The following is a 23,299-nucleotide window of genomic DNA, read 5'->3' on the forward strand; positions in this document are numbered from 1 at the left end:
ACCTCCGCCCGGCACCCTACCCAGCGGAAGTCGCCGGCTGGGCCGGCGGGCCGGACAACCCCCCGGGTCAGGCCGCTTCGACGGTGCCGGCCCGGTCGACGGCGGCGGCCAGGTCGGCGAGGTCACGGCGCAGGGTGCCCTCGACCGCGCGGGCGGCCAGGCCGCCGAAGAGCAGTCCGATCACCCGGCCGTACCCGGCGGTGGGGAGGGCCTGGTGCTCGACGGTGACCGCCGTGCAGCCCCGACGACGGCGACGCACCTGCCGCAGGGCCCAGGTGGTCCGGTAGTCGACCCCGGTGCCGGGCGAGCTGAGCACCAACCGGTCGGGTGCGCGGGCCTCCAGCACGAGAAACTCCTCGGCCAGGGTGCCGCCGTCGGGACGGGAGCGGACCTCCCGCCACGCGGTGCCCGCGCCCAGTCGTCCGGCGGTGAGCACCTCGACCGCGCCGACGGCGGTGAGCCAGTCGGCGCGGACGGACAGGTCGACCAGGAGACGCCACACGTCGACGGGGGGTGCCGCGATGAACCCGGTGACCGTGACCGTCGACATGACACCTCCCGTGTCGTCCACCGTACGGTGGGTGCGCGTGACGCGGGGGGCGGGTGTGGGGATTCCGCCGCTCGGCGTGGCGGGCTCTCCCCGTTCGGCCGGCGGCGGAACGGGGTCAGCGGCGGAACCCGCCGGCCCGGATGCCGCCGACGAAGGCCGACCAGTCCAGCGGGCCGATCTCCAGGCTGGGCCCGCTGCGGTCCTTGGAGTCGCGCACCCCGACCACCCCGAGGGTGGCGACCAGGTTGTCCGCCACCTCCACGCAGAGCCCCTGGTCGTTGGAGCGGCTGCTGGTCCGCCAGATGGCACCCGTGAGCTCGTTCATCGTGTTGCTTCCTCTCCGATCGAAACGGCACCGCCACGCCCGGCGTTCCGGGCGGGGTGCCCGGGTACCGGCGCGTGGCTGGCGATGAGTCCGGTCGATCAACGAGAGGAGCCACGGTCCCCGGTCGCACCCGATGTGCGACCGGGCGGGTCAGCGGGCCGGGCGGATGGTCCCGGTCACCTCACCGAGGGCGATGGTGGTGCCGTCCGGCCCCGGCGCGGTGGCCCCGATGGTCACCGTGTCACCGTCGGCGAGGAAGGTACGACTCTGGGTGCCGACCGTGACCGGCTCGGTGCCGCCCCAGGTCAGTTCCAGGAACGACCCGACCTGGGTACGTTCGGGGCCGGAGACGGTGCCGGAGGCGTACAGGTCGCCGGTGCGCAGCGACGCCCCGTTGACGGTCAGGTGGGCCAACTGCTGTGCCGGGGTCCAGTACATGGTGGCGAACGGTGGCTCGCTCACCCGTTCGCCGTTCCACTCGACCGTCAGGCGCAGATCCAGCCCCAGGTGGGGCACGTCCCGCAGGTAGTCGACGACCGGCGGGTCCTGCTCCGGCGCGGGTACGAAGGCCGCGCCGAGCGCCTCCAGCGGGGTCACCCAGGCCGCGACCGAGGTGGCGAAGGACTTGCCCAGGAACGGGCCGAGTGGCTGGTACTCCCAGGCCTGGATGTCCCGGGCGGACCAGTCGTTGACCAGCACCACCCCGAAGACGTGGTCGGCGAAGTCGTCGACGCCGACCGGTCGGCCCAGCGGGCTGGGCACCCCCACCACGAAGCCGACCTCGGCCTCGATGTCGAGGCGTACCGAGGGGCCGGTGACCGGGCCGTCGGCGGTGGCCCGCTGGCCCCGCGGCCGGACCACCGGGGTGCCGGAGACCACCACCGTGCCGGCCCGGCCGTGGTACCCGATCGGCAGGTGCTTCCAGTTGGGCAGCAGCGGTGGCTGGCCGGGGCGGAAGATCTGCCCGACGTTCGACGCGTGGTGTTCGGAGGAGTAGAAGTCGACGTAGTCGGCCACCTCGAAGGGCAGCAGCATTTCCACCTCGGCCAGCGGCACCAGCAGCGGCTGCACCGCCGCCCGGTGGGCTTCGTCGGTGAGCAGTTCGGTCACCCGCTGCCGGACCGCCGTCCACTGCGGGCGCCCCAACGCCATGAACTCGTTGAGGGTGGCCCGGGAGAGCGCCCCACCGGCGAGCACCAGGTCGGCCGCCTCCGCTGCGGCGAGGTCGAACACCTGGTCGGCGATCCGTACCCCGATCCGTGGCTCCCGCCCCTCGGTCCGGAACACCCCGTACGGCAGGTTGGTCACCCCGTACGGCGAGCCGTTCGCGCCGGTCACCCAGGTCATTGTTGGTATCCCCCGTTCACCAGCCCCAGCCGGATCAGATCGGTAAGTGGTTCCGAGACGCTGCACGAACCGAACCCGACCCACCACGGCCGGTCGCCGGCCAGGTCGGCGCGGACGCGTTCGGCCACCGGTAGCGGGTCGGTCGAGGCGAGCCGTGCCGCGACGGTGTCCACGGTCTCGCCGTCGGCGGCGACGAGTACCGCCGCCAGCACGTTACCGAAGCCGTGGTGGGTGAACCCGGTCTCCGGGTCGAGGTGGCGGACCGCGTGGTGCAGCCCGGCGGTCAGCTTGAAGGGCAGGTCCCGGTCCCGGCAGGCGCAGATCACCGCGGCCAGCTCGGCCGGGCGGGGGAAGAGTTCGGCGGCCAGCCCGCCGGTGCGGAACTTCGCCGCGACCGGCTGCCCGGCCTGCCGGGCGGTGGCCAGGGTGTCCAGCGCCGCCATCAGCCCGAAGGTCAGCGGGATCTCGGCGTACCGGTCGATGCCGTCGGCGCGGGCGAGCAGCGCGGCCAGGCCGGGAGCCGGGTCCTCCCCCCGCTTGCCGACCGCCGCCTCGACCTGCCGGACCACGATCCGCCGGTCGGCCTCGGCGAGGGCCCGGTCGAGCTGGTCGATCGGCAGGTCACCGATCACCCCGACCTCGATCGGGGTGTCGTCGAGCAGCCCGGCCAGCGCCGGCAGGGCGCTCGCCGGCACCAGGAGCGGGCCGACCAGGTCGGCGTACCAGGCGGTGCGGTGGGCGCGGTGCGCGCGAACCGCGTCGGGCAGGGCGGCGCTGCCGGGCGGGAAGACGGCGGCGTCGTCGACGAGTCCGGTCAGGAGGCGGGGCACCTGCGTTGACACGAGACAAGAATGTACGGGACCCTACAAGGAACGGACAACAGCGTCCGATTACCGGACGCGGCGCCACAGCTGATGCGGTGCGACGAGATACGCCGCACTCGATCCGAGTCACGGAGGCGACATGCCGTACTACCGCCGCGTCGGCGAGGTACCCCGTAAACGGCACACCCAGTTCCGCCAGCCCGACGGCAGCCTCTACGCCGAGGAGCTGATGGGCCAGGAGGGCTTCTCCGCCGACTCGTCCCTGCTCTACCACCGGTACCCGCCGACCGCGATCGTGGCCGCCGAGGAGTTCCGCCCGCCGACCACCACCACCCGGCTGCCGAACCTACCGCTCAAGCCCCGCCACCTGCGTACCCACAAACTCGACGGCACCGGGGCCGACCCGGTCCTCGGCCGGCAGGCGCTGCTGGCCAACGACGACGTACGGATCTCCTACGTGCTGGCCGACCGGCCCGGCCCGCTGTACCGCAACGCCACCGGCGACGAGTGCCTCTACCTGGAGTCCGGCGGCCTGCGGGTGGAGTCGCCGTTCGGCGTGCTGGAGGCGGTCGCCGGCGACTACGTCGTCATCCCCACCTCCACCATCCACCGGCTCGTACCGACCGGCAGCGAGCCGACCCGGCTGCTGGCCATCGAGGCGACCGGCCACATCGGCCCGCCCAAGCGGTACCTCTCGGTCCGTGGCCAGTTCCTGGAGCACTCCCCGTACTGCGAGCGCGACGTCCGGGGACCGGACGCGACGCTGCAGGTCGACGACACCGACGTGGAGGTGCTGGTCCGACACCGCTCCCGGGCCGCCGGCCCGGGCGGCGACGGCACCGCCTGGACCCGGTACGTCTACGCCCACCACCCGTTCGACGTGGTCGGCTGGGACGGCCACCTCTACCCGTGGGCGTTCTCCATCCACGACTTCGAGCCGATCACCGGCCGGATCCACCAGCCGCCGCCGGTGCACCAGACCTTCCAGGGCCCGAACTTCGTGATCTGCTCGTTCGTGCCGCGCAAGGTGGACTACCACCCGCAGGCCATCCCGGTGCCGTACAACCACCACAACGTCGACTCCGACGAGATGCTCTTCTACACCGGCGGCAACTACGAGGCCCGGCGCGGCTCCGGCATCGAGCAGGGCTCGATCTCGCTGCACCCGTCCGGCTTCACCCACGGCCCGCAGCCCGGGGCCGCCGAACGGTCGATCGGGGTCGACTACTTCGACGAACTGGCGGTCATGGTGGACACCTTCCGTCCGCTCGACCTCTGCGACGCCGCCCGGGCCTGCGAGGACGACGCCTACGCCTTCACCTGGGCCCGCCCGTAGACCGTCAACTGGGCCACCGCGGTGGCGACGATCGAGAGCACCAGCGGCCAGGGGGAACCGAACACCGCGTAGAGCAGGATCAGCACCGGTGCGGCGGCCACCGCGTACACGGCCACCGCGACCATCCGGTCGGAGCGCGCCAGGCCGGGAAGGACGGTGCTGGTCAGCCCGGGTAGCCGGGTGGCGTACCGCCACACCACCAGCCCGCAGCCGAGCGCCGCCGCCAGCGCGAGCAACCGGGACAGCCCGCCGTTGTCGGCCGCCACGCAGGCCACCAGCACCGTGCCGATCAACGACCAGCCGGCGCCGTGCAGGACCAACCGGCGCAGCCCCTCGGAGATGGTCCGGCGGTTCCCGGCCACTACCGGCATCGCTGGGTTCCCGGCCGGCTCCGGTGCCACTGTCGGCGCCGCCGCCTCGGCCAACTGCTCCAGCTCCTCGGCGTACCGCCGCTGTTCGAGCCGGAGGACACCGACGTCGTACCGGGCCTCGGCCAGCTGCGGGTTCAGCCGCAGCGCCTCCCGGTAGGCCCGCTCAGCCAGGTCGAACAGGCCCAGCCGGGCCGCCACCAGCCCGAGCACCAGGTGCGCCTGCGGCTCCTCGACCGCCAGCTCCACCCCGCGCCAGGCCGCGTTCAGCGCCGGCTGGCCGTTGCGCGCGCCGGCCAGCACCGCCGCGGCGCTCCGCTGGGCGTACGCGTCGTCCGGGCCGAGCGCCAGGATCTCGTCGGCGGTCCGGGCCGCCTCGGCGAACTCCCGCAGGTCGATCAGGGCCAGCGCCCGTACCACCAACGGCGCGAGGGCCCCGGGTGCGACCGCCACCGCCTGCTCGGCCACGGTACGCGCCTGCGCCGGCTGGTCGGCGGCGAGCCGTACCCGGGCCAGCATGGTCAACGCCGCCGCGCTGCCCGGGTCGAGGGTGACGGCGAACCCCAGTTCCGCCGCCGCCTCGTCGTACCGGCCCAGCTCGGCCAGGAGCTGGGCCCGCTGGAGGTAGCCGTCGGCGGACTCGTCGGAGGTGGGGTCGCTGGACATCGCGCGAGCCTAGGCCGACTCGGCCGGGTACACCAGGGCCACCGCGATACCGGTGAGCCCCTCGGCACGGCCGGTGAAGCCGAGCCCGTCGGTGGTGGCGGCGGAGACGGTCACCGGCGCGCCGACCGCCGCCGAGAGCACCCGCTGGGCCTCCTCCCGCCGCGGTCCGATCTTGGGGCGTACCCCGACGACCTGCACCGAGACGTTGCCGATCTCGAACCCGGCCGCCCGCACCCGGCGGGCGCTCTCGGTGAGCAACGCGACGCCGGAGGCACCCGCCCACTCCGGCTCACCGACGCCGAAGTTGGACCCCAGGTCACCGAGGCCGGCGGCGGAGAGCAGCGCGTTGCAGGCGGCGTGGGCGGCGACGTCGGCGTCCGAGTGCCCGGCCAACCCGTCCTGGCCCGGCCAGTGCAGGCCGGCGACCCAGCAGGGCCGACCGGGCTCGAAGGCGTGCACGTCGGTGCCGATGGCCACCCGGGGAACGATCATCAAAACAGGGTACGTGCCACGGAGCTGTCCGACGCTACGCCGTCGGCGGCGAGCAGGTGCTCGGCGAGGGTCAGGTCGAACGGTCGGGTGATCTTCAGGGCGTACTCCGAACCGGGGACGCACCGCACCGGCACGCCCTGCTTCTCGACCAGGCCCGCGTCGTCGGTGAGTGGGTCACCCGCGCCGGCGTGGGCGGCGGCCAGCACGGCCCGACGGAAACCCTGGGGAGTCTGCACCGCGCGCAGGGCCGACCGGTCGACCGTACCGAGGACCCGCTCCTCGGAGTCGACCTCCTTGACCGTGTCGACCACCGGGAGAACGGGGATCACCGCGTCAGCGCCGGCACGCACGGCCGCGGCCACCGACTCGATCAACTCGGCCGGGGTGAGCGCGCGGGCCGCGTCGTGGACCAGGACGATCTCCGGTCCGGCGGGTACGGCGGCCAGGGCGGCGGCCACCGAGGCCTGCCGGTGCGCGCCGCCGGGGACCACGCTGACCGGGGCCACCGGGGCGAGCAGGTCCCGGACCGCCTCGACATCGGCGACCGGGGCGGCCACCACGATGGTGTGCACGGACGGCGCGGCGGCGAGCCGGCGTACCGCGTGCACCAGCAGGGGCTCGCCGGCGAGCAGTCGCAGTGCCTTGGGACGGCCGGGACCGAGGCGTACCCCGGCACCGGCCGCAGGCACGAGGACCGCGACGTCACCGCGCGGGTTGAGCTGCGCGGTCACGTCGCGGTCCTCGGATTCTTTTGCTGCAAGGTGGGTACGACGATGCTGCGGGGACTAGGCCTCGGTCAGCACCTTGTCGAGCAGCGTCTCCGCCTCGTCCTTGGTGCTCTTCTCCGCCAGCGCGACCTCACCGACGAGGATGTCGCGGGCCTTGGCGAGCATCCGCTTCTCACCCGCGGAGAGGCCCCGCTCCCGCTCCCGACGCCACAGGTCGCGGACGACCTCGGCGACCTTCAGCGGGTTACCCGAGGCCAGCTTTTCCAGATTTGCCTTGTAACGTCGCGACCAGTTGGTCGGCTCCTCGGTGTGCGGAGCCCGGAGAACGTCGAAGACCTTGCCGAGGCCCTCTTCGCCGACCACCTCACGCACGCCCACGATCTCGGCGTTCTCAGCGGGCACCCGGACGGTCAGGTCACCCTGTGCGACCCTCAGGACGAGGTACTGCTTGGGCTCGCCCTTGATGACCCGAGTCTCGATTGCCTCGATGAGTGCGGCCCCGTGGTGGGGGTAAACAACGGTCTCGCCGACACTGAAAACCATAGGTTCGAAACCCCTTTCGCTGTGTCTAGGGTAACACGCTCAGGCACCGATGTCTCACCGCTGACCTGACCGTTGGCGCAGCTCAGAGGCCCTGTGAGAGGTATTTCTTCGGCTTGACAAGGGGCCGATTCGATGGATCGAACACGCTGCGTGACCGCCAAATGCCTTCCCGGTGAAGGGTGGTCGGAGCTGTCGACCCCCCTTGGCGGCTGTGCTCTTGCGCCCTGCCGTGCCGTCGCCGCCCTTGAGCCAGGTCGGCGCACGGTTCCATGATATCCCCCAGATCTCACCTCCGCTCAGGTGTGGCGTCAGACCGCCCGGTACGGGACGCTGGAGAGGCACCGCTGAGCGCTCAGGTTCGTCAGGGGGTGGTTCGATGGGCATGCCGGACGCAGAGGGCCCCGGGCCCACCGACGGACTGCCCGACCTGCCGGCCGAGTGGGGCCGGGTGGTCGTCCCCGACGATCCCTCCGCGCTCGCCGCCGAGACCGCACTGGTCCGGCGCGAGCTGCGCGGCCAGGCCCGCCGTCGGCGCTGGCAGCGCCGACTCGGTGGCTCCGGCCACCGGATGCTGGGCCTGCCGGTGCTGATCCTGCTGGTGGTCGCGCTGATCACCACCGGCGCGCTGCTGGCCGGCACCTGGCCCCGACCCTCCCGCGGCGGAGACCGGCCGACCGTGGTGCCGTACCCGACCCCACCCACCGGGCTGGCCGGCCGGTCGCTGCCGGCCCTGGACCTGGTCGACGCGGAACAGTCGCCGGTGTCGCTGCGTGGCCTGCTGCCGGCGGTGATCATCCTGGTGGACACCTGCGAGTGCGCGGACCAGGTGGCCGAGGCCGTCGCCGCCGCCCCGCCCGAGGTCTCCGTCGTGCCGGTCACCGGCGACCGCACGGGCCCACCCACCACCGCCCCGCCGGTACGACCACTCGCCGACCCGGCCGGTGGCCTGCGCGCCTTCCTCCGCCTGCCGGGGCGGCCCGGCAGCGCCACCGTGCTGCTGGTGGACCGCTCGGGCACCCTGCTGCGGGTGGTCGCCGAGGTCCGGACGGTCGAGGACTACCGCAGCGACCTGGCCGCCCTGACCCGGTGACCGTCGACCCCGCTCAGGGCAGGGTGACCAACTGGATCTGCACCTCGGCCGGAGCCGGCCCGGAGACCGCCAACCGCAGCCGCAGCCGACGGCCCTCCCCCGACAGCTCCAGCCCGGTCAGGGAGCCGTCGCAGGTCGACCGCTCGGCCTCGGAGGCGCGCCCCCGGGACGCCCAGACCACCAGTTGGCCCGCCCCGGTGCAGCGGTACTGCAGCAGGTACCGCCGGCCCTCCCGGGAGTCGAAGTCCCAGCGGACCGGGTCGTCCGGTCGGATGGTCACCCGGTCCCGCCAGACGGTCTCGGCGAACCGGGCCAGCCCGACCCCCGGGTACCCGTCGTAGACCAGCACCCGGCGCGGCCCGTCCACCACCTGACCGGTCCCGGGGTCGACGGTGACGACCTGAGAGGTCCGGCCCGGCTCCGACCGGGTCAGCTCCGAGGGGCCGACAGTGGCCGGACCCGGGGCGTTGGCCTGCCACCACACGCCACCGGCGACCAGGGTGACCAGCGCCAACCCGGTCAGCAGGGCACCGCGAAGCCCGTCACCCGCCGCACCGCTCACCCGTCGAGGGTAGCCAGCCGACGGCACCGGTCCCACCGTCGAGCCCGGCCGGGCGGTCAGTCGTGCCGTTCGAGCAGGGCCGTGTAGAGGGTCAGCCCGGGGCCGAAGGCGAGCAGCACCACCCGGTCCGGTGGAGAGACCGCCCGACGCAGCCGGTCCAGGATCAGCAGCACCGTCGGCGACGAACAGTTGCCGTGTTCGGCCAGGGTGGCCCGGGAGGCCGCCAGGGCCTCCGGTGGCAGCGCCAGCTCCCGCTCGACCACGGTGAGGATGCGCGGCCCACCGGGATGCACCGCCCAGCCGTCCACCTCGGACAGTTTGGTGCCGTGCCGGGTGAGCAGCTCCTCGACCAGGCCCCGCACGTGCCGGGAAAGCACCTGCGGCACCTTCGCCGACAGCCCCATCCGGAAGCCGGTGTCGGTCACGTCCCAGGTCATGTGGTCGGCCGTCGAGGTGTCGGTGACCGAGGCGACCTCACGCAGGGCGTACCCCCGGGCGTTCGGCACGACCACGGCGGCGGCTGCGGCGTCGGAGAAGAGCGCGTGACAGATGACCTGCTGGGTGTCCATCCGGGCGGTGGACGGCTGCAGGTGCAGGCTGGTCAGCTCGGCGCAGAGCAGCACCGCCGGCCGGCTGCGGGCGGTGACGAAGTCGCTGGCGGCACCCAACCCCGGCAAGGCGGCGTAACAGCCCATGTGCCCGACGAACATCCGCTGCGTGTCGGCGGCCATGCCGAGGTCCCGGGCGAGCAGGATGTCCAGCCCCGGAGTGGCGTACCCGGTGCAGGAGCAGACGACGAAGAGGCCCACGTCGGCGGCGGCGAGGCCGGCCGCGGCGAGCGCCCGCTCGACGGCCTGCCGGCCCAACGGCAACGCCTCCACCTGGTACCGGCGCATCCGGCTTTCGGTGGGCCACTGCGAGACGTCCTCCAGCAGCGGGTTCACCACCGCCTGCCGCTGGTGCACCCCGGAGTTGGCGAAGACCCGCCGGCCCAGCTCCCGGGTGGCACCGGAGAAGTGCCCGGCGAAGAAACCCGTCCACAGCTCGTCCTGCGTGGACGACGGCGGGTGCGCCGTCCCGAGCCCCGTGATCACCGGAACGGCCACCATGCCCACCTCTCGTCAGCCCTGCCGCGTCGGCGGTCACCACCGCGGTGTCGATCGGCGGCGCTCACCACCGCGGTGTCGCGGTGTCGCGGTCCGGGTCCCCGCCCAGTGCCGCGATGCCGAGCCAGTCGGCGCAGACGTCCGAGGTGGCCGGGTGCAACGAGCCGCACCGGGCATCCCGGTAGAGCCGCTCCAGCGGATGGCCCCGCCGGGTCGCCGAGGTGCCGGCCGCCTCCACCATGCTCGCCGCGACCTCGGCCGCGGTCGTACCGGCCAGCAGTTTCGCCCGCCACACCCAGCGGTTGGTCTCGGCGTCGCCCGGGGCCTCGTCCACCCGGCGGGCGGCTTCGGCCACCGCCAGCGACGCGGCGGCCACCGCCGCGTCGGCCCGCCCGAGCCGGGCCCGTACCGCCGGCAGGCCGGCCAGGTCACGGGCGTTGAGGTGCGCGGCCGCCGCCTCGACCGCGGCCCGGGCCACCCCGGTGTAGACCGCGGCGTAGCTGGCGACCAGCCAGTGCGGCATCAGCTGGGCAATCACCAGCGCCAACCCCTCCACCCCGCCGAGCAGCCGGTCGGCCGGGACGGTCACGTCCAGGTGCAGGTCGTGCGAGGAGGTCGCGCGCATACCCATGGAGTCCCAGGTCGGCTCCACCCGCAGGCCGTCACCGGTCGCCGGCACCAGGAACTGGGAGACCACCGACGAGTCCGCCGCGCTGCGCGCCGCCACCAGGTACCCGTCGGCGTGCCCGGCACCGGAACAGAAGGTCTTGCTGCCCTTGAGCTGCCAGCCACCGTCCACCGGCTGGTACTCCGTGCTGAGCTGGGACAACCGGGCACCGGCGCCGCGTTCACTCATCGCCACCGCGTACCAGGCCCCCTCGGCCGCCGCGCGCAGCAGGGCGTCCCGGGCGGCCAGCGCCTCGTCGGGTACCCCCAGCGCCTCGGCCAGGTCCTCGTCGACCGCGCCGAGCGCACCGGTGACGGAGGCGTGCATGTTGAACACCAGCGCGGTCGCGCCGTTGCCCCGGGCCAACTCGGCGGCGACCGCGGCGTACTCGGCGAAGGTCGCACCCGACCCGCCCAGCTCGACCGGGACCATCAGACCGAACAGGCCCGCCTCGCGGAGGTCGGCGAAGTCCGCGACCGGGAACGTCCCGTCCCGGTCGTGCCCGGCCGCCCGGGCGGCGAACCGGGGTGCCAACCGGCGGGCCGCCTCCAGCGCTTGCTGCGTCATCGTCGTTCCTCCTCGACGTCACCACTACCCCGTGACGTCGGCGCTATCCGCGCCGGACGCCCCGCCCCTGGTACAACACGGCGGTGGACCAGGTAGGCACGATCCGGGGTGGACGGCCACCCGGGCCCTCGGTGGCCACCAGCCGCCGGGCCAGCCAGCCGATGAGCCCCGACACCTCCGGCCGGACCCCGCGGACCCGTAGGTCGACGCCGTGCCGGGCACACTCGGCGAGCAGGGCGCGATGGTCCACGAACAACCGTGGGTCGTGAATGCCCCGGGGGACGGTGGGCAGCCGCTCGGCGACCCCGACCGCGACCAGCCGGCTCAACGCGGTGTCGTTGAGGGTGTCGAGCACCAACAGGCCGCCCGGCCGCAGCAGGCGGCACGCCTCGCCGACCGCCCGCCGCCAGTCCGGTACGTGTTCCAGCAGTTCCCCGGCGGCCACCACGTCGGCGCAGCCGTCGGCGAGCGGTACCGCCGTGGCGTCGGCGTTGACCACGGTCACCCCGTGGGTGCGGGCCTGCTCCAGCGCGGATCCGGTGAGGTCCACCCCGACGTGCCGGTAACCCTTGCCGGCCAGGTGCGGGGCGAGCAGCCCGGCGCCGCAGCCCAGGTCGACCAGGAGCGCGTCGGGGCGGGACGCCGGGGGCACCAGCGCGGCCCGGGCCCGGGCCAGCCAGTGCAGCATGGCGAACGCGCCGTCCGGTCGCCACCACTCGCCCGCGAGTTCGTCGTACTGCCGGGGGTCGTTGCGGGGCAGCGGCCCGGCGGGGACGGCGGGCGGTGTCGGACCGGCGGGTGGCATGCCACCGAGCGTGGCACGACTCCCCGGTAACGACCAGACTTCCCTTATGTCGCGATTGGTGTTAGGGCTGGTCAGAGCGAGTCACCCGGAGCCGGCGGCGGCGGTGACGGTGGCCGCCGGACTGCTCGCCTGGGGGGTGGGGCACCGACCAGCCGGGGTGCTCGCGGTGCTGGCCACGGTGGGGGCCAGTCAACTGGCGACCGGATGGGCCAACGACGCGCTCGACGCCGGGCGGGACACCACGGTGGGGCGTACCGACAAACCGGTGGCCTCGGGCGCGGTCGGCCGAGGGACCGTCGCCCTGGCCGCCACGGCTGCCGCCCTGGCCACCCCGCTGTTCGCGCTGACCACCAACCGCACGGCGGCGTTCTGGATCACCGCCGCCCTGGTCTCGGCCCTGCTCTACGACTGGCCGCTGAAGGCCACCGCCGCCTCGGTGCTGCCGTACGCGTTCTCCTTCGGGGCGCTGCCGGCGTTCGTGGTGCTGGCGCTGCCCGGCGCGCCCACCCCGCCGGTCTGGCTGGTCGCCGCCGGGGCCTGCCTGGGCGCCGGCGCGCACTTCGCCAACGTCCTGCCCGACCTGGCCGACGACGCGCGTACCGGCATCCGTGGCCTGCCGCACCGGATCGGTCCGGTGGGCAGTTGGCTGGCCGCCGCCGGGCTCCTGCTGGCCGCGACCGTGATCCTGGTCTTCGGGCCGCCCGGGCCCCCGTCGGTCGGCGGGCTCGCGGCGGTGGTCACCGCCGCCGTGGTGCCACCGCTGAGCTGGTACGGCGAGCGCCGCGCCGGCCGGGAGCCGGGCCGGCCGGTGGCCGCCTTCCGGGCGGTCCTGCTGGTGGCGTTGATCGATGTGGTGCTGCTCGTGGCGAGCGGGCGGGTGGTCTGAGCACCCCGGCATTCCCGGGTCGCCGTGCGACGGTCGCCGTGGCCCAACTACCCTGGAGCGCGGTCTGCGCGGGTATGGCCACCGCGCCCGGCGTGCGCCCGGGCCGGGATCGTAACGAGGAGGACCGACGTGACGCGCTCGATCAGGGGATCCCGACGGGCGGCCGTGCTGCTGGCCGGTCTGGCGGCGACGACCAGCCTGGCGGCGGGCTGCGGCACCGGCCAGGTCTCGGAGACGGCCAACAAGGTGCCGTCGGTCCAGGGCGTGAACATCCAGACCCCCGACGACGGCTTCAAGATCCGCGGCCTGGTCGTGGCGTACCCCGACGGCGAGGGCTACTCCGCCGGAGCGAACGCCCCGCTGAGCGCGATCCTCTACAACGACACCGCCAGCCCGGTCACCGTCACCGTCAGCACCGACAGTGCCCGGGAGGTCGTGCTGGTCGGCGGGGCGAACGCCACGGCCAACCCGACGCCCTCGCAGTCCCCGGGCAGCCCGCCCTCGCCCGGCCAGACCGCCAGTGGAGAGGCATCGCCGTCACCGGAGGGGTCCGCGTCGCCCGAGGGGTCCGCGTCGCCGACCCCGGCGGGCAGCGAGTCGGCCTCGCCCGGCCCGGACGAGTCGGCCTCGCCCAGCCCGTCCGGTCCCGCCGGGGCGCCGGCCCGCTTCGAGATCCCGGCACTGAGCTACCTGCAGCTCACCGGGGGCGACGCCGGCCAGCTCCAGTTGGTCGGTCTGAACGAGGCGCTGCGCGCCGGCCAGCAGGTGAACCTGGTCTTCGACCTCGGCAACGGCCAGACCCTCAGCACCCCGGCACCGGTCGCCGTGCCGCTCACCCCGGCCGCACCGCCCTCGCCGATCATCGAGCGTGAGTTCGGTATCGAGGGCGAAGGACACTGACCTCCGGATCCGTACCGTTCGACCGACCGCCGGCGTGGTGACCACCACGCCGGCGGTTTTTGGTCGTAGCGGACGGATAGCGTTCTGGTCGTGACGACCTCTCGATCGAGCCTGCCAGCGGGCGGCCCGGCCGCCGGCCGGGCAAAGAGCGGCACGGCCATGGGCCGCAGCCGGGCCGGTGGCCGGGAGCCCCGCCCGGCGTACGAGTGCGACGCCTGCGGCCACCAGCCCCCCAAGTGGGTGGGGCGCTGCCCGGAGTGCGGCGAGTGGGGCTCGGTGGTCGAGTCGACGGTGACCGGCCCGACGGTGGCCGGACGGGTGGTCAGCTCCCGGATGCCGGCCGAGCCGGCCCGCCCGATCGCCACCATCAGCGCGGCACCGGCTCGGGCCCGGCCCACCGGCGTCAGCGAGCTGGACCGGGTCCTCGGCGGCGGGCTGGTCCCCGGCGCGGTGGTGCTGCTGGCCGGTGAGCCCGGCGTCGGCAAGTCGACCCTGCTGCTCGACGTGGCCCAGCAGTGGGCGGCCGGCGCGGGCAGCCCGTCCCTGGTGGTCAGCGGCGAGGAGTCGGTCAGCCAGGTGCGGTTGCGTGCCGAGCGGATGGGCGCCCTGCACGAGCAGCTCTACCTGGCCGCCGAGAGCGACCTGAGCGCGGTGCTGGGCCATCTGGACGCGGTCGAGCCGGGTCTGCTGGTGCTCGACTCGGTGCAGACCATCTCCACCACCGGCACCGAGGGGGTGCCGGGCGGGGTCACCCAGGTCCGGGCGGTCACCGCCGCACTGGTCTCGGTGGCCAAGGAACGCGGCATCGCCACCGTGCTGGTCGGGCACGTGACCAAGGACGGTCAGGTGGCCGGCCCCCGGGTCCTGGAGCACCTGGTCGACGTGGTGCTGCACTTCGAGGGGGACAAGCACTCCTCGCTGCGGATGGTGCGCGGCGTGAAGAACCGCTTCGGCGCCGCCGACGAGGTGGGCTGCTTCGAGATGCACGAGGGGGGCATCAGCAGCCTGGCCGACCCGTCCGGGCTCTTCCTGACCCGCTACTCCGAGCCGGTGCCGGGCACCTGTGTCACGGTGGCCATGGAGGGGCGGCGGGCACTGGTCACCGAGGTGCAGGCGCTGATCGGCGCGACCGTCGCCGGGTCGCCCCGACGGACGGTCTCCGGGCTGGACGGTGCCCGGCTGGCGATGGTGCTGGCGGTGCTCCAACGGCGTACCGAGCGGTTGACGCTGCACGACCGGGAGGTCTTCGCCGCCACCGTGGGAGGCATCCGGGTGGTGGAGCCGGCCGCCGACCTCGCCGTCGCCCTCGCCGTCGCCTCCGGCGGGCTCAACCTGGCCATCGACCCGCACCTGGTGGCCATCGGCGAGGTCGGACTGACCGGGGAGGTACGCCGGGTCGGTGCGGTTCCCCGGCGGCTGGCCGAGGCGGCCCGGCTCGGCTTCCGCTTCGCGCTCGTGCCGCCCGGGTGCGGGCCGGAGTCGACCGGGGCCGGCCCGGAGAACATGCGAGTGGTGGAGGTCACCCACCTGCGGGCCGCGTTGCAGGCGGCCGCTCGGGCGTCGGCCGGGTGAACTGTCCGGGTACGTCGACGAGAAAGGGCCGGTCAGGTGACGCATCACAGTAACCGCGACAGCACCCAACGCAGGGCGTTCCGTAGACTGTGCCCGTGCCGACCGACCGCGATGCCACCAAGCCTGCCGGCGCGACACCTCACGTCCGTACGGGTGCCGTGGGTTCGCCCACCCGTCCCATCAGCGTCAGCGTGACCGGCGGTTCCGCCGGCACCGGCGGCGACCCGCTCCGCGCCAATCTGGCCCTGATGGCGCCGGGCACCGCGCTGCGCGACGGCCTGGAACGGATCCTGCGCGGCCGCACCGGCGCGTTGATCGTCCTCGGCTACGACAAGGTCGTCGACCAGATCTGCACCGGCGGCTTCCCGATGGACGTCGAGTTCTCCGCCACCCGGGTCCGGGAGCTGTGCAAGATGGACGGCGCGGTGGTGCTCTCCAGCGACGGCACCCGGATCGTCCAGGCCGGCGTGCACCTGATGCCGGACCCGTCGATCCCCACCGAGGAGTCCGGCACCCGGCACCGCACCGCCGAGCGGGTGGCCCGGCAGACCGGCTATCCGGTCATCTCGGTCAGCCAGTCGATGCGGATCATCAGCCTCTACGTCAACGGCCAGCGGCACGTGCTTGACGACTCGGCGGCCATCCTGTCCCGGGCCAACCAGGCCCTGGCCACCCTGGAGCGCTACAAGCTCCGGCTGGACGAGGTCTCCGGCACGCTCTCCGCCCTGGAGATCGAGGACCTGGTCACCGTCCGGGACGCGGTGGCCGTGGTGCAGCGGTTGGAGATGGTCCGGCGGATCGCCGACGAGATCGCCGGCTACGTGGTCGAGTTGGGCACCGACGGTCGGCTGCTCGCCCTTCAGCTCGACGAGCTGATGGCCGGCGTGGACGCCGACCGCACCCTGGTCATCCGGGACTATCTGCCCACCGGCCGCAAGTCCCGCACCCTGGACGAGGCACTGGTCGAGCTGGACCTGCTCGGTGCCACCGAGCTGATCGACCTGGTGGCGGTGGCGAAGGCGATCGGCTACCCGTCGGTCTCGGATGCCCTGGACGCGGCGGTCAGCCCGCGCGGCTTCCGTCTGCTGGCCAAGGTGCCGCGCCTGCCGGTGCCGATCGTCGACCGGTTGGTGGTGCACTTCGGCAGCCTGCAACGACTGCTCGGCGCGACCGTCGAGGACCTGCAGGCCGTCGACGGCGTCGGCGACGCCCGGGCCCGTGGGGTCCGGGAGGGCCTCTCCCGGCTCGCCGAGGCGTCCATCCTGGAACGGTACGTCTGAGGACGCCGGCTCCGGCACCGGACGCGACGGACCGCGCGTCGGGGTGTCGTCGACGGCGGCCCGGTTCCGCGCGCTGCCGGCGGCGGCCCGGTTCCGCGCGCTGCCGGCGGCGGCCCGGGGCCCGGCGTCGGCCGGCGGCGTGCCGGGATCCGGCGTCGCTGACGGTCGGGCCAGGGCCGGGGTCAGCTCTCGACGATGGTGAGTCGCACCGGGTCACTCAGCTTGGTGCCGAGCCGACCGAAGAGCTGGTACGACCCGGCCTTCGCGAAGGGGCCGGCGGCCAGCCCGTCGGCGCACCGGGTGGTGTCCCGACCGTTCCAGGCGACCCGGTAGGCCCGTTCGAAACCGGGGGCGAAGGACTGCACGTCGGAGCCCTTGGCCAGACCGCAGGTGTCGGACGACCAGACCCGCTCCGCGCCGGCCTTGATGAACAGCTCCTGGAGATCGGCACCGACGTCGCGGTTACAGGTCCGCTCCGACAGGTTCTTGATCTTGATCTCCAGATCGACCACGGTGCCGCTGCGGGCCTCCGTCGGTGCCGCCACCGGGGTCACCACGATCTCGGCGTCGGTGCAGCCACCGTCGCTCGCCGGGGCCACCGGCCCTCCGGGGCCGCCCGAGTCGCCCGAGCCCGAGTCCCCCGACCCACCCTGGCTGCCCGAACCACCGGGCCCCGAACCACCGGGCCCCGAGCCGCCCGGGGCGGCACCGGGCCCGGCACCGTCCGATCCGGAACCGCCCGGACCCGCGCCGCCCGGACCGGCACCGCCCGGATCGCCCTCGCCGCCGGGGCCTCCCGGCGCCTCCGGGCCCGCGGAGGGCCCGCCGGTCTGCGGGGTCAGCACCGATTCGGTAGGCGCCGGAGACGGCCCACCCTCCGGTGTCCCGGCGGTGTTGTCCGACCGGTCGCAGGAATAGAGCAGCACAATCAGGAGAAGAAGCCCCGCTCCGAGTACGACGGCGCGACGCCGCCAGTAAACGGCGGATGGCAGGGGACCGACCGTCAGACGCATGATGCCCCCACGGTAGCGGCGTACCGCACCCGCGTCCGGCAGGACGCGCCGGACCACCGACGCCTCACCGCGACGACCTTCCACTCACGACCCGGCCGCCCCCCTCACAGGTACACCTTGCGCTGGTGGATCGCGTGCGCCCCGGCCACCCGGTCGAGGAAGAGCAGACCGGCACAGTGGTCGATCTCGTGCTGCAACGCCCGCGCCTCGAAGGCGTCGGTCACCAGCCGGACCGTCCGACCGACACCCGGCAGTTCACCCTCCACCACGAGCCGGCTGGCCCGCTTGACGTCCCCGGTCAGGTCGGGCACCGACATGCAGCCCTCCCGGCCGGCCTTCCAGCGGGTCGCCTCGACCACCCGGGCGTTGCAGAGCACGAAGGTGCCGTGCACCGTCACCGCCTTCGGGTGCCCGGTCACGTCGACCGCGAAGACCTGTGCCGCGACCCCGATCTGCGGCGCGGCCAGCCCGACGCAGCCCGGTGCCACCCGCATGGTGGCGACCAGGTCGGCGGCGAGCCGTACCGTCTCCGCCGAGTTCGGGTCGACCTCGGCGCCCGCCCGGCTGAGCACCGACTCGGGGGCGCAGACCACCGGCCGTACCTCCCCCGGGACCGCCAGCGCCTGCGGGGTCCAGTCACCGAGGCCGGTCACAGCAGATCCGGGTCGGCCGGCCGGAGGGTCGCCTCGACACCCAGCTCGGCGGCGGTCCGGGTCAGCTGCGCGGTCAGCTCCGAAGCGGTCCCCGACGGCAGCTCCACCTCGGCGACCACCACGTAGAGCGAACCGGCCAACCGGGTACTGAGATCGGTGACGTTGCCTCCGGCTTCGGCGATGACCCGGGTCATCGCCGCGACGATGCCCATCCGGTCGGCGCCGTGCACCGCCAGCACGTACGGCTCACCGGCCGGTGCGGTGACCCCGTCCGGCGTGACCGCGCGTACGGTCGCCAGGAGCTGACCGTCGGCGGCGAGCGGGGCCAACGCGGCCTCGGCCTCGGCGGCGGTCGGGCCGACACAGATCAGGGTCATCGCGAAGTGCCCGCGTAGCCGGGTCATGGTGGAGTCGGTCAGGTTGGCACCGAGCCGGGCGAGCACCTCGGCGACGTCGGCCACGATGCCGGGCCGGTCCCGGCCGATGACAGTGATCGCGAGCTGGTTCATTGGGGCATTCTCCCCGAACCGTCCGACCAGCCGGCGACGCCCCCGTCCGGCCCGCCCATCCTGCGGGAAGGTGGGCCGTGACATCATCGACGCGCGATGTCTGAGCCAACGTTCGCCACCCTGGTCAGCCGGTGGTACTCCGAAACCGCCCGGGACCTGCCGTGGCGCCACCCCGGCGTGTCGCCGTGGGCAATCCTGGTCAGCGAGGTCATGCTCCAGCAGACGCCGGTGGTCCGGGTGGTGCCGGCCTGGCAGGCGTGGCTGGAGCGCTGGCCCACCCCCGCCGCGCTGGCCGAGGACACCCCGGCGGAGGCCATCCGGATGTGGGGGCGGCTCGGCTACCCCCGCCGGGCGGTCCGGTTGCGCGAGTGTGCGGTGGCGATCGTCGAACGGCACGCCGGAGTGGTACCGGACCGGTTGGACCAGCTTCTGGCGCTACCCGGGGTGGGCACCTACACGGCGCGGGCGGTGGCGACGTTCGCGTACGGGCAGCGGCACCCGGTGGTCGACACGAACGTGCGTCGGGTGGTCTGCCGGGCCATCGCCGGGGAACCGGACGCCGGGCCCACCACCCGCCCCGCCGACCTGGTCGCCACCGAGGAGCTGCTCCCCGTCGAGCCGGCCGACGCGGCGCTGGCCAGTGCGGCCATCATGGAGCTGGGCGCGGTGCTCTGCGTGGCCCGGTCGCCCCGCTGCGACCGCTGCCCGGTGGCCTCGATCTGCGCGTGGCGGACCTCCGGCCAGGCCGCCCCGACCGGCCCGAGCCGCCGCCCCCAGCGGTACGCCGGCACCGATCGACAGGTACGCGGTCTGCTGCTGGGCGTACTCCGGGAGACCACCGGCCCGGTCGACCGGCAGCGGCTCGACCAGGTGTGGGCCGACGACGTGCAACGGGCCCGAGCGCTGGCCGGACTGGTCACCGACGGGCTGGTCGAGCCGGTCGGTACGGCGTCGTTCCGGCTGGCCGGCGACGGCGGCCCGCCCGCGCCGGCCGTGGTCTGACCGCTTCACGGAGAACGGCGTCGGCCCGGTGGCAGCTGCCACCGGGCCGACGCCGTTCAGTCGTTCGCCCTACTCGTCCGCACCTGCCGCGGCCGTGCCGCCCAGGTCGGCCGGGACGGCGTCCGGAACCTCCACCGGCTTGTCCGCGCCCGTGAAGATGAGCTTGGACTTGTCGATGTCCTCCGGGTCACCCTCGCAGTCCACCACGACGATCTGACCCGGGGTCAGCTCGTTGAAGAGGATCCGCTCGGAGAGGTTGTCCTCGATGTCGCGCTGGATCGTGCGACGCAGTGGACGCGCTCCGAGCACCGGGTCGAAGCCCTTCTTCGACAGGTACTTCTTGGCGTTGTCGGTCAGCTCCAGACCCATGTCCTTGTTGCGGAGCTGGGTCTCGATCCGCTGGATCATGATGTCGACGATCTGCAGGATCTCGTTCTGGCGGAGCTGGTGGAAGACGATGGTGTCGTCGATCCGGTTCAGGAACTCGGGCCGGAAGTGCTGCTTGAGCTCGTCGTTTACCTTCTGCTTCATCCGCTCGTAGTTGGAGTCCGAGTCCTCGGACGCCTGGAAACCGAGCGACACCGCCTTGGCCACGTCCCGGGTGCCCAGGTTGGTGGTCAGGATGATGACGGTGTTCTTGAAGTCCACGATCCGGCCCTGGCCGTCGGTGAGCCGACCGTCCTCCAGGATCTGGAGCAGGGTGTTGAAGACGTCCGGGTGGGCCTTCTCGATCTCGTCGAAGAGGACCACCGAGAACGGCCGACGCCGCACCTTCTCGGTCAGCTGGCCACCCTCGTCGTAGCCGACGTAGCCGGGAGGCGCACCGACCAGCCGGGAGACCGTGTACCGGTCGTGGAACTCCGACATGTCCAGCTGGATCAGAGCGTCCTCGGAGCCGAAGAGGAACTCGGCGAGCGCCTTGGAGAGCTCGGTCTTACCGACACCGGAGGGACCGGCGAAGATGAACGAGCCCGACGGGCGCTTCGGGTCCTTCAGGCCGGCCCGGGTCCGCCGGATCGCCTTCGAGACCGCCTTGACCGCGTCCTCCTGGCCGATGACGCGCTTGTGCAGCTCGTCCTCCATGCGCAGCAGGCGCGAGGTCTCCTCCTCGGTCAGCTTGTAGACCGGGATGCCGGTCCAGTTGCCGAGCACCTCGGCGATCTGCTCGTCGTCGACCTCGCTGACGACGTCCAGGTCACCGGCCTTCCACTCCTTCTCCCGCTGGGCCTTCTGGCCGAGCAGCTGCTTCTCCTTGTCGCGGAGCTGGGCGGCCCGCTCGAAGTCCTGCGCGTCGATCGCGGACTCCTTGTCCCGCCGCACCTGGGCGATCCGCTCGTCGAAGTCACGCAGGTCCGGCGGAGCGGTCATCCGGCGGATCCGCATCCGGGCACCGGCCTCGTCGATCAGGTCGATCGCCTTGTCCGGCAGGAACCGGTCGGAGATGTACCGGTCGGCAAGGGTCGCCGCGGCCACCAGCGCGGCGTCGGTGATGCTCACCCGGTGGTGCGCCTCGTACCGGTCACGCAGGCCCTTGAGGATCTCGATGGTGTGCGCCAGCGACGGCTCACCCACCTGGATCGGCTGGAACCGGCGCTCCAGCGCGGCGTCCTTCTCCAGGTGCTTGCGGTACTCGTCCAGGGTGGTCGCGCCGATGGTCTGCAGCTCGCCCCGGGCCAGCATCGGCTTGAGGATGCTCGCCGCGTCGATCGCGCCCTCGGCGGCACCCGCACCCACCAGGGTGTGGATCTCGTCGATGAACAGGATGATGTCGCCCCGGGTGCGGATCTCCTTGAGGACCTTCTTCAGGCGCTCCTCGAAGTCACCGCGGTAACGGGAACCGGCCACCAGTGCACCGAGGTCGAGCGTGTAGAGCTGCTTGTCCTTGAGCGTCTCGGGCACCTCGCCCTTGATGATCTTCTGGGACAGCCCCTCCACCACGGCGGTCTTGCCGACGCCGGGCTCACCGATCAGGACCGGGTTGTTCTTGGTACGGCGGGAGAGCACCTGCATGACCCGCTCGATTTCCTTCTCGCGCCCGATGACCGGGTCGAGCTTGCCCTCGCGGGCGGCCTGGGTGAGGTTGCGGCCGAACTGGTCCAGCACCAGGCTGGTCGACGGCGCGGCCTCGCCCGGCGCGGCACCGGCGGCGGCCGGCTCCTTGCCCTGGTAGCCGGAGAGGAGCTGGATCACCTGCTGGCGGACCCGGTTGAGGTCGGCGCCGAGCTTGACCAGCACCTGGGCGGCGACGCCCTCGCCCTCACGGATCAGGCCGAGCAGGATGTGCTCGGTACCGATGTAGTTGTGGCCGAGCTGCAGCGCCTCACGCAGCGACAGCTCCAGCACCTTCTTGGCCCGCGGCGTGAACGGGATGTGCCCGCTCGGCGCCTGCTGACCCTGGCCGATGATCTCCTCGACCTGCTGGCGGACGCCCTCCAGGGAGATGCCGAGGCTCTCCAGAGCCTTGGCCGCGACGCCCTCACCCTCGTGGATCAGGCCCAGCAGGATGTGTTCCGTACCGATGTAGTTGTGGTTGAGCATCCGGGCCTCTTCTTGGGCCAGGACGACAACCCGTCGCGCTCGGTCGGTGAACCGCTCGAACATGCCCTCGTGCTCCTCACGTGCCGTGCGCCTTGACCGTCAGAATCTTGGCGGGGCCGGTGCGCGGACGTCCGGGACGGGCGTCCGTGCCTCCTTACTCTATCGCCGCGGGCCGACTCCGCTGAGGTCGTGTGTCTCCGGCGGCCGCCGCTCGCGCGTCGTTTCACCCAACCGTCCGCGCTCAGGGCCTGTTCCGGGCCCTGCGGCTGTACGCGTAGAGCGAAATTCCGCGCGTCCGGTGGACGGGTGTCCGGGCACCCGCGTCGGTTGTCCACAGGCTGTGGACAGACTTTCCACCGGCTGTGGACAACGCCCGTCCGGGCCGGATCCTTCCCGTTCGGGCCGCCCTCCCGCCGCACCGCGGGCCGGCCCTCCCGCCGCGCCGTGGGCCGGCCAGCCACGGCAGCCCCGCCCGGTGTGGCCGGCCGCCGGGCCACAGCGGCCGGGCGCGCGTCGCGGAGACGGCGACGCTGGGCCGGGGATCAGCCCCGGCCCAGCGTCAGGTCGCCCGGACCACCGTCAGCGGCCGGCCTTGGCGTGGAACTCGTCCACGATCTCCTGGGGGATGCGCCCCCGGTCGGAGATGTCCTTGCCCTGCCCCTTGGCCCAGTCCCGGATCGCCTTGTTCTGCTCCCGGTCGGAGGTGGCACCACCCCGGCCCCGCGCGGCCCGGCCACCGACCACCACACCGCCGCGCCCCACCTTGGTGCCGTGGGCGACGTAGGTGGCGAATACCTCACGCAATTTCTCGGCGTTCGAACTCGACAGGTCGATCTCGTACTGAACGCCGTCGAGGGCGAACTTGACGGTCTCGTCGGCGTCTCCGCCGTCCAGGTCATCGACCAGCTTGTGAATGATCTGCTTGGCCACGTCGCACAATCCTTTCGAGCAGGGTCTCCTGCCAGAAGCA

Annotated in this window: 24 protein-coding genes; 7 read left to right on the forward strand and 17 right to left on the reverse strand. The window is 73.3% G+C overall.

The features are described 5' to 3' along the window. Positions 1-67: 67 nt before the first annotated feature. From ACN28G_RS23720 to ACN28G_RS23735, 4 genes are all read right to left on the reverse strand, one after another. Positions 68-550 carry an SRPBCC family protein gene (locus tag ACN28G_RS23720; RefSeq protein ID WP_091444967.1) on the reverse strand — a complete coding sequence of 161 codons (483 nt, stop codon included), beginning with the start codon at positions 548-550 and terminating at the stop codon, positions 68-70. A 115-nt stretch (positions 551-665) separates the two neighbouring features. Beyond that, entirely contained in the window at positions 666-875 is a 210-nt protein-coding gene (locus tag ACN28G_RS23725) for a DUF397 domain-containing protein (RefSeq protein WP_091444969.1), read from the reverse strand. A 150-nt stretch (positions 876-1,025) separates the two neighbouring features. Then, positions 1,026-2,222 carry a fumarylacetoacetase gene (gene fahA / locus ACN28G_RS23730; RefSeq protein WP_421480359.1) on the reverse strand — a complete coding sequence of 399 codons (1,197 nt, stop codon included), beginning with the start codon at positions 2,220-2,222 and terminating at the stop codon, positions 1,026-1,028. Then, complete coding sequence (locus ACN28G_RS23735) at positions 2,219-3,064, reverse strand: hypothetical protein (RefSeq protein WP_091444973.1); 846 nt, start codon at positions 3,062-3,064, stop codon at positions 2,219-2,221. Before ACN28G_RS23735 ends, fahA begins: the two co-directional genes overlap by 4 nt. Positions 3,065-3,185: 121 nt before the next feature. Between ACN28G_RS23735 and ACN28G_RS23740 the strand changes: the two genes are divergently transcribed. Next, positions 3,186-4,382 carry a homogentisate 1,2-dioxygenase gene (locus ACN28G_RS23740; protein WP_421480360.1) on the forward strand — a complete coding sequence of 399 codons (1,197 nt, stop codon included), beginning with the start codon at positions 3,186-3,188 and terminating at the stop codon, positions 4,380-4,382. Here ACN28G_RS23740 and ACN28G_RS23745 read toward each other — a convergent pair. Genes ACN28G_RS23745 through ACN28G_RS23760 form a run of 4 tightly spaced genes read right to left on the reverse strand, consistent with a single transcriptional unit; the run spans position 4,355 to position 7,179 of the window. Next, on the reverse strand, positions 4,355-5,416 hold the full coding sequence (locus ACN28G_RS23745; RefSeq protein WP_421480361.1) for a tetratricopeptide repeat protein: 1,062 nt from the start codon (positions 5,414-5,416) through the stop codon (positions 4,355-4,357). The genes ACN28G_RS23740 and ACN28G_RS23745 overlap by 28 nt on opposite strands. 9 nt (positions 5,417-5,425) lie before the next feature. After that, positions 5,426-5,911 carry a 2-C-methyl-D-erythritol 2,4-cyclodiphosphate synthase gene (gene ispF, locus ACN28G_RS23750; protein ID WP_091444980.1) on the reverse strand — a complete coding sequence of 162 codons (486 nt, stop codon included), beginning with the start codon at positions 5,909-5,911 and terminating at the stop codon, positions 5,426-5,428. Then, complete coding sequence (gene ispD, locus ACN28G_RS23755; RefSeq protein WP_091444982.1) at positions 5,908-6,639, reverse strand: 2-C-methyl-D-erythritol 4-phosphate cytidylyltransferase; 732 nt, start codon at positions 6,637-6,639, stop codon at positions 5,908-5,910. The genes ispF and ispD overlap by 4 nt, the downstream gene beginning before the upstream one ends. Positions 6,640-6,693: 54 nt before the next feature. After that, on the reverse strand, positions 6,694-7,179 hold the full coding sequence (locus ACN28G_RS23760; protein ID WP_007073334.1) for a CarD family transcriptional regulator: 486 nt from the start codon (positions 7,177-7,179) through the stop codon (positions 6,694-6,696). A gap of 376 nt (positions 7,180-7,555) precedes the next feature. Here ACN28G_RS23760 and ACN28G_RS23765 point away from each other — a divergent pair, with 376 nt between their 5' ends. Next, positions 7,556-8,269 (forward strand): hypothetical protein, encoded by a 714-nt coding sequence (locus ACN28G_RS23765; RefSeq protein WP_091444984.1) that lies wholly within the window; start codon positions 7,556-7,558, stop codon positions 8,267-8,269. A 13-nt stretch (positions 8,270-8,282) separates the two neighbouring features. Here the strand turns inward: ACN28G_RS23765 and ACN28G_RS23770 are convergent, their stop codons facing one another. From ACN28G_RS23770 to ACN28G_RS23785, 4 genes are read right to left on the reverse strand one after another with little or no spacing between them, the layout of a single operon-like run. Beyond that, positions 8,283-8,831 carry a hypothetical protein gene (locus ACN28G_RS23770; protein WP_091444986.1) on the reverse strand — a complete coding sequence of 183 codons (549 nt, stop codon included), beginning with the start codon at positions 8,829-8,831 and terminating at the stop codon, positions 8,283-8,285. Positions 8,832-8,887: 56 nt separating this feature from the next. Next, on the reverse strand, positions 8,888-9,946 hold the full coding sequence (locus ACN28G_RS23775; RefSeq protein WP_175440684.1) for a type III polyketide synthase: 1,059 nt from the start codon (positions 9,944-9,946) through the stop codon (positions 8,888-8,890). Between the two features lie 55 nt (positions 9,947-10,001). After that, positions 10,002-11,171 (reverse strand): acyl-CoA dehydrogenase family protein, encoded by a 1,170-nt coding sequence (locus tag ACN28G_RS23780; protein ID WP_421480362.1) that lies wholly within the window; start codon positions 11,169-11,171, stop codon positions 10,002-10,004. 43 nt (positions 11,172-11,214) lie between these two features. Further along, on the reverse strand, positions 11,215-11,976 hold the full coding sequence (locus tag ACN28G_RS23785; RefSeq protein ID WP_091444989.1) for a methyltransferase domain-containing protein: 762 nt from the start codon (positions 11,974-11,976) through the stop codon (positions 11,215-11,217). A 46-nt stretch (positions 11,977-12,022) separates the two neighbouring features. On the opposite strand from ACN28G_RS23785, the gene ACN28G_RS23790 reads away from it, so the two are divergent. The 4 genes from ACN28G_RS23790 (at position 12,023) to disA (ending at position 16,614) form a co-directional block, all read left to right on the forward strand. Continuing rightward, positions 12,023-12,862 (forward strand): UbiA family prenyltransferase, encoded by an 840-nt coding sequence (locus tag ACN28G_RS23790; RefSeq protein ID WP_091444991.1) that lies wholly within the window; start codon positions 12,023-12,025, stop codon positions 12,860-12,862. Positions 12,863-12,991: 129 nt separating this feature from the next. Then, positions 12,992-13,762, forward strand: coding sequence for a hypothetical protein (locus ACN28G_RS23795; protein WP_091444994.1), 771 nt, complete (start codon positions 12,992-12,994; stop codon positions 13,760-13,762). Between the two features lie 90 nt (positions 13,763-13,852). After that, positions 13,853-15,334, forward strand: coding sequence for a DNA repair protein RadA (radA, locus tag ACN28G_RS23800; protein ID WP_373868441.1), 1,482 nt, complete (start codon positions 13,853-13,855; stop codon positions 15,332-15,334). A 95-nt stretch (positions 15,335-15,429) separates the two neighbouring features. Further along, positions 15,430-16,614, forward strand: coding sequence for a DNA integrity scanning diadenylate cyclase DisA (disA, locus tag ACN28G_RS23805; RefSeq protein WP_091445000.1), 1,185 nt, complete (start codon positions 15,430-15,432; stop codon positions 16,612-16,614). A gap of 182 nt (positions 16,615-16,796) precedes the next feature. Here the strand turns inward: disA and ACN28G_RS23810 are convergent, their stop codons facing one another. The 3 genes from ACN28G_RS23810 to ACN28G_RS23820 form a co-directional block, all read right to left on the reverse strand. Further along, a complete protein-coding gene (locus tag ACN28G_RS23810; RefSeq protein ID WP_091447591.1) occupies positions 16,797-17,627 on the reverse strand; it encodes a hypothetical protein in 831 nt (276 codons plus the stop codon). 104 nt (positions 17,628-17,731) lie between these two features. Next, a complete protein-coding gene (locus ACN28G_RS23815) occupies positions 17,732-18,280 on the reverse strand; it encodes a peptide deformylase (protein ID WP_421480363.1) in 549 nt (182 codons plus the stop codon). Then, positions 18,277-18,789: a glycine cleavage system protein R gene (locus ACN28G_RS23820; RefSeq protein ID WP_091445006.1), complete on the reverse strand. Its 513-nt coding sequence runs from the start codon at positions 18,787-18,789 to the stop codon at positions 18,277-18,279. Before ACN28G_RS23820 ends, ACN28G_RS23815 begins: the two co-directional genes overlap by 4 nt. Before the next feature lie 96 nt (positions 18,790-18,885). Here ACN28G_RS23820 and ACN28G_RS23825 point away from each other — a divergent pair, with 96 nt between their 5' ends. Continuing rightward, positions 18,886-19,791, forward strand: coding sequence for an A/G-specific adenine glycosylase (locus ACN28G_RS23825; protein ID WP_091445009.1), 906 nt, complete (start codon positions 18,886-18,888; stop codon positions 19,789-19,791). A 69-nt stretch (positions 19,792-19,860) separates the two neighbouring features. On the opposite strand, the gene ACN28G_RS23830 is transcribed toward ACN28G_RS23825, so the two are convergent. Both ACN28G_RS23830 and ACN28G_RS23835 read right to left on the reverse strand, forming a co-directional pair. Further along, positions 19,861-22,392: an ATP-dependent Clp protease ATP-binding subunit gene (locus ACN28G_RS23830; RefSeq protein ID WP_091445011.1), complete on the reverse strand. Its 2,532-nt coding sequence runs from the start codon at positions 22,390-22,392 to the stop codon at positions 19,861-19,863. 516 nt (positions 22,393-22,908) lie between these two features. Continuing rightward, positions 22,909-23,259, reverse strand: coding sequence for a histone-like nucleoid-structuring protein Lsr2 (locus ACN28G_RS23835; RefSeq protein ID WP_091445012.1), 351 nt, complete (start codon positions 23,257-23,259; stop codon positions 22,909-22,911). Between the last annotated feature and the right edge of the window lie 40 nt (positions 23,260-23,299).

Source organism: Micromonospora sp. WMMA1923, from assembly GCF_049179195.1.
Lineage (GTDB): Bacteria > Actinomycetota > Actinomycetes > Mycobacteriales > Micromonosporaceae > Micromonospora > Micromonospora yangpuensis.